The organism is Xanthomonas sp. NCPPB 3570 (assembly GCF_056725115.1).
Genome location: NZ_CM161513.1, coordinates 3506728 through 3518069, shown reverse-complemented (window position 1 = coordinate 3518069; position 11342 = coordinate 3506728). Strand labels below are relative to the sequence as shown.

The following is an 11342-nucleotide window of genomic DNA, read 5'->3' as shown; positions in this document are numbered from 1 at the left end:
CCGTGACGGAACACGGAACACTGCGTCATGCGGCGCCATCGCTGGCGCCGCATGGCGTGCAAGGTCGGATCGCGCGGCGCGCAGGCGATGCGCGCCGCGTCACGTCGCGCGACGCGCGCGCTGCCGCTAGCGCACGCTCTCCAGCGCCTGCAGATAGCGCTGGCGCCACGCATTGATGTCGTGCTTGCGCAGGTGATCCATCATCGCCTGCCAGCGTTCGATGCGCTTGGGCTTGGGCAGCGACGCGCCGGTGGCGATGGCATCGGCCACGCCGTCCAGGTCGTGCGGATTGACCAGCAGCGCTTCCTTCAGTTCGTCGGCGGCGCCGGCCAGCAGCGACAGCACCAGCACGCCGGGATTCTCCGGGTCCTGCGCGGCCACGTATTCCTTGGCCACCAGGTTCATGCCGTCGCGCAACGGCGTCACCAGGCCGACCTGCGCGGCGCGGTAGAAACCGGTGAGCGTGGCGTGGGTGAAGTTGCGGTTGACGTAGCGCAGCGGGGTCCAGTCCGGCTCGGCATGGCCGCCGTTGATGTGTCCGGCGATCTGCTCGAGCTGGTTGCGCAGTTGCTTGTACTCGGTGACATCGCCGCGCGAGACCGGCGCGATCTGCAGATAGGTAAGGCTGCCGCGCTGGTCCGCATGCCGTTCCAGGTAGCGTTCGAAGCCGAGGAAGCGTTCCGGCAGGCCCTTGGAGTAGTCCAGGCGGTCCACGCCGATCGCCAGTTGGCGATCGCGCAGGCTGCTGCGCAGATCGCGCACCGCCGGCTTGGACATCGCCGCGCGCGCCTGCTGCGCGATCAGTTCGGTGTCGATGCCGATCGGGAACATGGCCGCGCGGAACCGGCGCCCGCCCGGCGCTTCCAGCACGCCGTCCTTGATCACCTTGCCGCCGCCGAACAGGCGCACATAGGCCTGGAAGCGGTCGACGTCGCGGCGGGTCTGGAAGCCGATCAGGTCGTAGGCGTAGAAGCCGGAGAACAGCCGCGCGTGGTCCGGCAGCGCCTGGATCAGGTCGGCCGAGGGGAACGGCACGTGCAGGAAGAAGCCGATGCGGCAGCCGATGCCACGCTCGCGCAGCAGCGAGGCCAGCGGAATCAGGTGATAGTCGTGGATCCACACCGTGTCGTCCTCGCGCAGCATCGGCGCGAGCTTGTCGGCGAACATGGCGTTGACCCGGCGGTAGCCTTCGCGGGTGGCGCGGTCGTAGTCGACCAGGTCCAGGCGGAAGTGCAGCAGCGGCCACAGCGTGCGATTGGCGAAGCCGTTGTAGTACGCGTCCAGGTCGGCGCGATTCAGGTCCATGGTGACGAAGCGGATGTCGCCCTGGGTCTGTTCGTGCATCGCGCCGCTGTCGCCGCGCACGGTCTTGCCGCTCCAGCCGAACCAGACGCCGCCGCGCTCCTTCAGCGCCGCCAGCAGGCCCACCGCCAGGCCGCCGGCGCGGTTCTCGCCGGGCAAGGCCACACGGTTGGATACCACTACCAATCTGCTCATGATGCCTCCTGCCAACTGCGCGACAAGCGCATGGCGGCGATGATCAGGCCGACATGCGAATAGGTCTGCGGGAAATTGCCCCAGGCTTCGCCGTTGTCGAAGGCCAGATCCTCCGACAGCAGGCCCAGGTGATTGCGCCGGGCGAGGATGCGCTCGAACAGCTCGCGCGCCTCCTCCTTGCGGCCGATCGCGGCCAGCGCGTCGATGTACCAGAACGTGCAGATGGTGAAGCTGGTCTCCGGTTCGCCGAAATCGTCCGGCGCCACGTAGCGGTACAGCGCATCGCCATGCTTGAGATCGCGGCCGATCGCCTCGACGGTGGCGATGAAACGCGGATCGTCCGGGGCGATGAACCCGATGTCGGCCAGCAACAGCAGCGAGGCGTCCAGCCGGTGGCCGTTGAAGGTGTCGGTGAAGTGCCCCAACTCGGCGCTCCAGGCCTCGGCCAGCACGCGTGCGTGGATGCGGTCGGCACGCTCGCGCCAGTACAGCACGCGGTCTTCCAGACCCAGCCGCGTGGCGATCTTGGCCAGCCGGTCGCAGGCGGCCCAGCACATCGCGCTGGTGTAGGTGTGCACTTCGGCGCGGCCGCGGAACTCCCACAGGCCGGCGTCGGGCACGTCGTGCAGTTCGAACGCGCGCTCGCCCAGTGGTTCCAGGCGCAGGAAGGTGTGGGTGTCGCCGGGGTCCTTCAGGCGCAGATCGAAGAACAACTGGGTGGAGGCGAGCACCACGCTGCCGTACACGTCGTGCTGCTTCTGGATCCAGGCCAGGTTGCCGCGCCGCACCGGGCCCATGCCGCGGTAGCCGGCCAGCGACTCGACCTCGTGTTCCTCCAGCGCCGCCTCGAAGCCGATGCCGTACAGCGGCTGCAGGCTGCCGTCGGTGGTGGCGATGTTGAAGATGTAGCCGAGGAACTGCTCCATGGTGCGGGTGGCGCCGAGCCGGTTCAGCGCGCGCACCACGAAGGCGGCGTCGCGCAGCCAGCAGTAGCGGTAATCCCAGTTGCGCGGGGTGTCCGGCGCCTCCGGAATGGAGGTGGTCATCGCCGCGATGATCGCGCCGCTGTCCTCGTACTGGCACAGCTTCAGGGTGATCGCGCTGCGGATCACCGCCTCCTGCCAGTCCAGCGGCACCGACAGATAGCGCACCCACTCGCGCCAGTATTCCTCGGTGCGTTCCTGCGCTTCCTGGATGTAGCCGGTCAGCGAACGGGTCAGCGACTCGTCCACGCCCAGCATCAGGTTGACCGGGTGGTTGAGCACGAACGGCAGTTCTTCGCGGATGAAGCGCACCGGCACGTCGGTGGTCAGGCGCAGGGTGAAATCCGGCAGCAGCCAGCGCACGTGGTTGCTGCCCCAGGTGCTTTCCGGCTGTCGCGCGCCCCAGTCGGCCAGCGGCCGCGCACGCACGCGGATGCGCGGGTTGCCGGCCAGCGGCCGTACCTGGCGGATGATGCTCACCGGCCGGTAGAAGCGGCCGTGGTTGCGCCAGCGCGGCGCGAAGTCGATCACCTCCACCGCGCCGCCGTGGGCGTCGCGCAACACCGTGCGCAGGATCGCGGTGTTGGCCAGGTAGTGCTGGTCGCTGTCGACGAAGTCTTCCAGCTCGATGCTGAAATCGCCGCCGGGATGCGCCCGCGGGGACAGCAGCGCGCAGAACGCCGGGTCGCCGTCGAAGGCCGGCAGGCAGCTCCACACGACGCTGGCCCGTTTGTCGATCAGGGCGCCGAAGCTGCCGTTGCCGATGACGCCGAGGTCGAGATTGGGGGAACTCATGGAGCGGACGAGTCCTTGTGCGGAAGCAGTAGGGAAAGCGGCCACGGGACGCAGGCGGGCGGGGGCGGCGGCGGCCTCATCCGGCGTTATCGCGCAGCCAGGCGTGTACGCCGCGTGGATCGGGCAGCGCATAGGTGGCGACACTGTCGGCGCGGGTGCCGACCAGCACGCTCCAGCCACCGGCCTGGTTGGCCGCGGCGAAGCCGAATTCGTCGGTGAGATCGTCGCCGACGAACACCGGGCGGCGCCCGCGGAACGGCGGTTGCTGCAGCAGCGTGGTCAGCGCCACGCCCTTGTCGCTGCCTTCGGGCACGAACTCGACCACGTGGTCGCCGGGCTGCAGGCGGTAGCCGGGCAGCTCGCCGATCTGTTCGCTGGCGAACGCCAGGACTGCCTCCGCGGCGCTCGGCGCGGCCCGCCAGTGCAGGGCCATGCTGGCGCCCTTGTCTTCGACCAGCACGCCCGGATGCGCCTGGCGCAGATGCGCGGCGCGCGCATGCAGTGCATGAAGAAAGTCGGAGGTCTCGGCGGGCATCGCCGCATGCGCGTCGGCGTCGCTGCGCAGCTCGTGGCCGTGCAGCCCGGCGGCGGGCAGCCGCAGTGGCGCGAACAAGGCGTCCAGCTGCGTCAGCGGACGTCCGCTGACCAGCGCCACCGCGCCACCCAGGCGCTGATGCAGGCGGCCGATCGCCTCACGCACCTCGGGCAGCAACTGCACCTGGTCGGGACGTTCGGCAAAGGCGATGAGGGTGCCGTCCACGTCCAGGAACAATGCGCAGGCATCGTCCAGACGCGGCGGCGGCGGTCGGAGGGGGAGCGCGTCTGCCATTCCCCCATGATGAACGGGATGGCGTTAGCGTCAGGTGGATTGGGGGCCGGGAATCGGGAATGGGGAAACGGGAATGGGAAGAGCAAAAGCGGTGCCTGCGCGCGCTGCTGTTGCTTTTACCCATTCCCGATTCCCGTCTCCCCATTCCCCACACCTTCGTCAGAAAGTGTCTGGGCCGGGAATCGGGAATGGGGAAACGGGAATGGGAAGAGCAAAGGCGGGCCTGCGCGCGCTGCTGTTGCTTTTACCCACTCCCGATACCCGTCTCCCCATTCCCCACACCTTCGTCAGAAGGTGTCTGGGCCGGGAAACGGGAATGGGGAAACGGGAATGGGAGGAGCAAAGGCGGGCCTGCGCGCGCTGCTGTTGCTTTTACCCATTCCCGATTCCCGTTTCCCCATTCCCTACACCTTCGTCAGAAGGTGTCTGGGCCGGGAAACGGGAATGGGGAAACGGGAATGGGAGGAGCAAAGGCGGGCCTGCGCGCGCTGCTGTTGCTTTTACCCATTCCCGATTCCCGTTTCCCCATTCCCTACACCTTCGTCAGAAGGTGTACCGCACCCGCCCATAGTAGTAAGCGCCATTGCTGCCGATCGGCGACAGCACGTCGTAGGGCAGGTTGCCGAAGTAGGCGATGTCCGGCTTGGAGCGGTCGGCGTAGGCGTCGGTGAGGTTCTGGCCGCCTACCGCCACGCTCCACTGCGGGGTGAGGTGGTATTCGACCTCGACGTCGAGTTGCCACTTGGCGCTGTAGGTCTGCTCCGGGGCGAAGCCGCCGCCGAAGTCGAACACGCGGGTGGCGCTGCCGTAGCGGGTGACACGGGTCTGCAGCGACCAGCGCGCGTCGCTCCAGTTCGCCGCCAGCTGCGCGCGGGTACGCGGGGTCGCCTCGGTCAGGGTGTTGCGCTCCTCCACGCCGAACAGCACGTAGTCCGGATTCAGCGCCAGCAGCTGCGCCGGCGTGGCCACCACGTTCTCCAGCTCGGTCTTGGCGTAGCTCCAGGTGCCGGTCAGCTGCAGTTGGCCCTGGCCCAGCGCCTGCCGCCAGTTGCTGACCAGTTCGGCGCCGCGGGTACGGGTGTCGGCGGCGTTGACGAAGAAGCTGGCGCTCTGCAGGCCGGTGATGCCGAAGCGCTGCGCGACGAAGTCGGTCAGGGCGTCGCCGTCGATGCTTTCCGACAGCGCGATGCGCTTGTCGATGTCGATCTGGAACAGGTCCAGCGACAGGTCGAAGTGGCTGCCCACGCGGCTGGTGAAGCCCAGGCTGTAGTTGCGCGACTTCTCCGGCTGCAGCGTGCGCGCGCCCAGCGCCTGCGCGATCGGGTTGTCGACCGAGAGCAGGCGGCCCTGCAGCAGCTGGCCGTTGGCGTTGTAGCCGGTGGAACTGGCCTCGTAGCCGATCTGGCTCAGCGACGGCGCGCGGAAGTTGTTGGAGATCGCGCCGCGCAGGGCGAACGCCGGGACGAACTCGTAGCGCGCGGCCAGCTTGCCGGTCAGTTCGCCGCCGAAGTCCTGGTAGTGCTCGTAGCGCGCGGCCAGGTCGGTGGAGAGCTTGTCGCCGAACTGGCTGGACACGCTGGCGTAGAGGCTGGCGACGTTGCGCGACAGGTCGGCCGCGTCCTGCGGGGTCAGGCCGCCGCCGGCCTGGGCGCCGGTGGGCCGGTCGGTGTAGGGGCCGGCGGCGTAGCTGGCCGGGTCGCCCGGACGGGTGCGGTAGTGCTCGCGGCGCAGTTCCACGCCGGTGCCTACGGTGTGGGTGGCGCCGGCGGCGTCGAAGCTGCGGCTCAGGTCGAGGTTGGCCACGCCTTGCTCGAACGCGTAGTCGCCGGTCTTGAAGCGGGTCGGGCTGCCCGGGCCCAGCGAGGCGTTGAGCGAGTGCTTGAGCCGGTAGGTGAAGTCGTTGCGGCCGTAGTCGAGGCTGGCGTCGTAGGCCCATTCGCCCCATTGCCCGCGCGCGCCGACCACCGCCTGCAGGTCGCGGTTCTCGCCCAGCGACACCGGGCGGTAGCCCTGCGGATACACCTGGGTCCAGTTGGCGGCGCCGTCGGGGTAGCGGAAGTAGTTGTCGCCCTGGGTGTCGCGCTGGTTGTAGGTGCCGAAGGCGTAGACCTCGCTGCCCTGGCCGAACGGCAGCTTGCCGTTGAGCCAGGCGTTGAGATCCTTGCTGGCGCCGTCGCCGAGCGCGTAGTTGCGCTTGCCGGCCAGGGCCAGGTTGGCCGGGGTCTGTTCCTCGAACGAGGGGATCTGGTCGAAGCCGGCGCGGTTGGTGGCCTCGTGGTTCTTCAGTTCCAGGCCGACCTTGAAGAAGCCGCCGTCCTCGCCCAGGCGCGTGCCGACCTTGCCGCTGGCATAGCCGGTCTGGCCGTCGGTGAGGGTACGGTGGATCGGCTTGACGTCGGTGTGGTTGGCGCCATAGCTGGCCTCCAGCGCGCCGCTGTCCGGGTCGTCGTCCAGGATCACGTTGATCACCCCGGCCACCGCGTCGGAGCCGTACTGCGCGCCGGCGCCGTCGCGCAGCACCTCGATGCGCTTGATCGCGCTGATCGGGATCGCGTTGAAGTCCACCGGCGTGGTGCCCTTGCCGATCTTGCTGTCGGTGTTGACCAGCGCCGAGGTGTGGCGGCGCTTGCCGTTGACCAGCACCAGCACCTGGTCGGGCGAGAGCCCGCGCAGCTGCGCGGCGCGCACGTGGTCGGCGCCGCCGGAGTTGGACTGGCGCGGGAAGTTGAAGGAGGGCAGCAGCGCCTGCAGCGCGCTGCCGAGTTCGCCGTTGACCACGCCGGCCTTGCGGATGTCCTCGGCGCTGAGCACGTCCACCGGGGCGGTGGATTCGAGCACGGTGCGGCCGCTGGCGCGGGTGCCGGTGACGATCACCGTATCGAGGTTGGTCGCGGTGGCCGGGGTGGCGTCCTGGGCGAAGGCGGGGGCCGCCAGGGCCAGGGCGATGGCCAGGCTCAGCGGCCTGACGAACGGGGACGACATGGGGGTTCTCTCCTGAAACGATGACCATCGAGACCGGCCGCGCCGGCCATGGCGGCGACTGGGGTCGGCAAAGGTTGCTGCATCCATCCGGATGAAGCGATATATTAGCCCGACGTTAAGGCGATGTGCGAGCCGTGTGTTCGGTGCGCTCGGGCATGAGCTCATGCCCGGCGGTTATCCGGCCCGGTCCGCACCTGGCCTACGATCGTGTGTTGCCTGCCCCTTCCGACCGAGACCTTGCCGATGCTGCTGCGTGCCCCGTTGATCGCCGTCCTCCTGGCCCTGAGCGCCTGCGCCAGCGTCGCTCCGTCTGCGCCCACCGCGCCGAGCAAGGTCAGCGCGACCATGCAGGGCGATGCGGCGCGGCCGGCGCAGGCCAGCGGCTGGGTGCGCAGCGAGCTGTACTTCGGTGTGGGCGAGGAGAGCGGCCCGGCCGACCGTCCGCAGGCCGAGCCGATCAGCGAGGCGCGCTGGCGCGCGTTCCTGGACAAGGAAGTGACGCCGCGCTTTCCCGACGGCCTGACCGTGTTCGATGCCTACGGCCAGTGGCTGTTCCGCGGCGCCAAGGAGCCGAACCGGCTCAACACCAAGGTGCTGGTGATCCTGCACGAGGACACCCCGCAGCGCCGCGCCGACATCGAGGCGATCCGGCTGGCGTGGAAGCAGGCCACCGGGCACCAGTCGGTGCTGTGGGCGCGGCAGGCGGTGGAGGTGTCGTTTTGACGGCCGGGATTCGGGAGTGGGGATTCGGGATTCGCAAAGGCGGGGTGCTGCGGTGACGGTGGGGGCGTTCGTGATCCGGCCGGGGAAGTTGGACGATCCGGCGGTGCGCGGGTTGCTGGAGTACCACGTGCAGCAGATGCATGCGCAGTCGCCGCCGGGCAGCGTGTATGCGCTGGATCTGTCGGGTCTGCGGCAGCCGCAGGTGCGGGTGTGGAGCGTGTGGCGCGACGATGCGCTGGCCGCGGTCGGCGCGTTGCGGACGCTGGACGATGGCGGTGGCGAGCTGAAGTCGATGCGCACGCATCCGGCGTTCCTGCGCCAGGGCGCGGCCGCGGCGCTGCTCGACCACCTGGTCGCGCTCGCCCGTGCCGAAGGCCTGCCACGGCTGAGCCTGGAGACCGGCAGCGGCGCGGCATTCGAGCCGGCGCTGGCGTTGTATCGCCGGCGCGGCTTCCGCAACGGGCCGGCGTTCGGCGACTACGTGCCCAGCGCGTTCAACCAGTTCCTGCATCTGCCGCTGTCGCCGTAGCGGCGCGCCGCCGCCGGAAAACGGCATCCTGCGCGTGCACCGATCCCTCGGTGCCGCTTCCCCTTACCATCCCTCGACTCCCCACGCCGCCACTGCCCGCATGTCCAGTCCTGCTCCCGTTTCGCCGCGCCTGCGCTGGTTCGTCGCCGGCGACCTCAACGGCTTCTTCGGCCTGGTGGTCGACAACCTGTCGATCCTCGGCTTCATCACCCTGGCGCTGGTCGGCCTGTTCCAGTTCCCCGCCGAGGTCATCTACACCCGGATGATTCCCGGCACCGCCTTCGGCGTGCTGGTTGGCAACCTGCTCTACACCTGGATGGCGCGGCGGCTGGCCGCGCGCAGCGGGCGCAGCGACGTCACCGCGATGCCGCTGGGCCTGGACGCGCCGACCAGCATCGGCATGGCGCTGCTGGTGCTCGGCCCGGCGTTCGTGCGCTACAAGCAGCAGGGCCTGGACCCGCAGGCCGCGGCGCTGGCCACCTGGCACCTGGGCATGGCGTCGCTGGTGGTGATGGGCGCGCTGAAGACCGTGCTGTCGTTCTTCGGCGACGCGGTGACCCGCGCCTTGCCCCGCGCCGCGCTGCTCGGCTCCATCGCCGGCATCGCCATCGTGCTGATGGGCTTCCTGCCGCTGCTGGAGACGCTGCGCACGCCGCTGGTCGGGCTGGTGGTGCTGGGCCTGCTGCTGTACGTGCTGATCGCCAAGGGGCGGTTGCCGTGGCGCCTGCCGGGGGTGCCGCTGGCGCTGGCGTTGGGTACCGGCCTGTACTACTGGGCCAACGCGGCCGGCCTCGGCATTCCCGGCCACCAGGCGCCGCAATGGAGCGCGCCGCAGTTGGTGTTGCCGTGGCCGAGCCTGGGGTTCGTCGCCGGCCTGGCCGACACGGTGCCGCTGCTGCCGCTGTTGCTGCCGTTCGGCCTGCTGATGGTGGTCGGCGGCATCAACGTCAGCGAGAGTGCGCGTGCCGCCGGCGACGACTACCGCACCCGCGACATCCTGCTGGTCGAGGCCGGCGCGACCCTGATCGCCGGCGTCTGCGGCGGCGTCGCCCAGACCACGCCCTACATCGGCCAGCCGGCCTACAAGCACATGGGCGCGCGCAGCGGCTACACCTTGCTCACCGGCCTGTTCATCGGCCTGGGCGGCATGTTCGGGCTGGTCGCCGGCCTGGTGCAGTGGCTGCCGATGGCGGTGCTGGCGCCGATCATCGTCTACGTCGCCATCGACATCACCACCCAGGCCTTCCAGGCCACGCCCAAGCGCCACGCCGGGGCGATGGTGTTGGGCTTCCTGCCGTCGGTGGCCTACCTGCTGGCGATCAAGGCGCCCGGCTGGATCGCCCCGGAGCAACTGGCCAAACTCACCACCACCCTCGACGGCCACGGCCTGCCCGAGCTGGCGGTGATCCTGACCCTGGGCAACGGCTTCATCATCACCGCGATGCTGTGGATCGCCGCAGTGGCGGCGATGGTGGACGGCCGCCTGCGCCGTGCCGCCGTGTTCCTGCTGGTGGCGGCCGGGCTGACCCTGTTCGGGCTGATCCACTCGGTGGACCCGCGCGGCGGCCTGTACCTGCCGTGGACGCTGAGCGGCGTGCCCAAGCTGATCGCCTGGCAGTTCGTCGGCGGCTACCTGGTGCTGGCCGCCTTGCTCGGCCTGCTGTCGTTGCAGAAGCCGCGCGCGGTGCTGGTGGACTGACGGCGGCGCGACAAGCGGTGCCGGAATCGCAACGATGCACGAGAGGAGGATGGCATGAATGCTTGCCCTGGCCTGCGCATGCGTGTGCTGGCACTGCTGCTGGCACTGGGCTGGATGCCCGAGGCCGGCGCGGTGTCGTTCGACTGCAGCAAGGCAACCACGGCGGTGGAGCGACTGTTGTGCACCGACAAGCGATTGGACGCCACGGAGGAATGGCTGGCCCTGCGCTATGCGGCGCTGCGCGACGTGGTCCCCGCGGCGCAGCGGCCTGGCGTGCGCAACACGCAGCGCGACTGGCTGGCGCAGCGCCAGAGCTGCCTGGCCGAGACCGATCCGGGGGCCTGCCTGAAACAGCGGATGGAGGCGCGGGTACGCGCGCTGGACGCCGAGTTCGCGCCGCAGGCGGCGCGCTTCGACCGCATCGTCGCCAGCATTCCCACCACGCCGGCCGCGGCGGCGGCGCAGCTGCGCGCCTACGATGGCGGTCTGGCCTCGGCCTGGCTGGTGTACCTGCATCGCTTCGTGCCGGCGGCCGGGGTGGCGGCGGCCGAAGCGCGTGCCCGGTTCGCGTCCGCTAGCACCGCGCTGCGGCAGCAGGACGGGGTGTCCGCCGGGCTGCTCGACACGTCCGAGCCGAGCAGCCGACAGGCCGGGGAAGCGCGCGACCTGACCCTGTTGCGGCTGTGGATCGAACGCAGCGGCTATACGCCGGATGCGGCCACGCAGCCGAATCCGCGTCCCTACGTGCATTGTTTCGTGTTCGCCGCGCAGGGCGAGGCCGCCTACGACGCCATGGGCCCGCTGTATGGCTCCAGCCGCGATCTTTCCGCACCGATCTGCCGGCCGTTGCCCGGCCTGTTCGATCAACCCGCATGGATGCGCTTGCAGCAGGCATTCGGCAGCCTGGTGGATCGCGTGTCCGACGACGCGGGCACCATGCGCTACGCGGATTTCGCCGCATGGCGGGTGCTGTCGCTGCAGGCCACGGTGTCGCCGCTGCTATTGCTGAAACAACCCAAGGGCGCCGAGCCGCCCGGCGATCCGGCCGCCGCCATCGCCGCGTGGCACGACGCGAGCGTGTGGCCGCAGGCCGATCGCAAGGCGGCACTGGCGGCCTTGCAGCCGGCGCGCGCTGCCGCGGCGCAATGGATGATCGCGCACAAGGCGATGCCGGCGGCGCAGGCCGACCGCGTCGCGGCGGCGCTGGTCGCAGCCTGGGTCGGTGCGCGCATCGCCTTTGCCGAAGGCCCGCAGGGGTAATGGTCGCGTACGCGGCGCTGGTGGGGCGCTGGCGCCTCGCGCAAG

General features: G+C 69.9%; 8 protein-coding genes. 4 read left to right on the top strand and 4 right to left on the bottom strand.

Going from position 1 to position 11342, the window contains the following annotated elements:
- Positions 1-126 precede the first annotated feature (126 nt).
- The 4 genes from otsA to AC1PLR_RS15215 all read right to left on the bottom strand — a co-directional run bounded on the left by otsA (position 127) and on the right by AC1PLR_RS15215 (position 7086).
- The gene (otsA, locus tag AC1PLR_RS15230; protein WP_019802024.1) at positions 127-1497 is read right to left on the bottom strand and encodes an alpha,alpha-trehalose-phosphate synthase (UDP-forming); all 1371 of its coding nucleotides are present in this window, start codon (positions 1495-1497) and stop codon (positions 127-129) included.
- Complete coding sequence (locus tag AC1PLR_RS15225) at positions 1494-3275, bottom strand: glycoside hydrolase family 15 protein (protein ID WP_481101525.1); 1782 nt, start codon at positions 3273-3275, stop codon at positions 1494-1496. Before AC1PLR_RS15225 ends, otsA begins: the two co-directional genes overlap by 4 nt.
- A 76-nt stretch (positions 3276-3351) precedes the next feature.
- On the bottom strand, positions 3352-4104 hold the full coding sequence (gene otsB / locus AC1PLR_RS15220) for a trehalose-phosphatase (protein WP_481101524.1): 753 nt from the start codon (positions 4102-4104) through the stop codon (positions 3352-3354).
- A gap of 543 nt (positions 4105-4647) precedes the next feature.
- The gene (locus AC1PLR_RS15215) at positions 4648-7086 is read right to left on the bottom strand and encodes a TonB-dependent receptor plug domain-containing protein (protein WP_481101523.1); all 2439 of its coding nucleotides are present in this window, start codon (positions 7084-7086) and stop codon (positions 4648-4650) included.
- Positions 7087-7329: 243 nt separating this feature from the next.
- On the opposite strand from AC1PLR_RS15215, the gene AC1PLR_RS15210 reads away from it, so the two are divergent.
- The 4 genes from AC1PLR_RS15210 (at position 7330) to AC1PLR_RS15195 (ending at position 11297) form a co-directional block, all read left to right on the top strand.
- Positions 7330-7809 carry a DUF3574 domain-containing protein gene (locus AC1PLR_RS15210; protein ID WP_481100161.1) on the top strand — a complete coding sequence of 160 codons (480 nt, stop codon included), beginning with the start codon at positions 7330-7332 and terminating at the stop codon, positions 7807-7809.
- Between the two features lie 70 nt (positions 7810-7879).
- Positions 7880-8338, top strand: a complete 459-nt coding sequence (locus AC1PLR_RS15205) for a GNAT family N-acetyltransferase (protein ID WP_481101522.1) — start codon at positions 7880-7882, stop codon at positions 8336-8338.
- Positions 8339-8438: 100 nt separating this feature from the next.
- Complete coding sequence (locus tag AC1PLR_RS15200) at positions 8439-10037, top strand: hypothetical protein (protein ID WP_481101521.1); 1599 nt, start codon at positions 8439-8441, stop codon at positions 10035-10037.
- A 78-nt stretch (positions 10038-10115) separates the two neighbouring features.
- Positions 10116-11297, top strand: coding sequence for a lysozyme inhibitor LprI family protein (locus AC1PLR_RS15195; RefSeq protein WP_481103613.1), 1182 nt, complete (start codon positions 10116-10118; stop codon positions 11295-11297).
- Positions 11298-11342 lie beyond the last annotated feature (45 nt).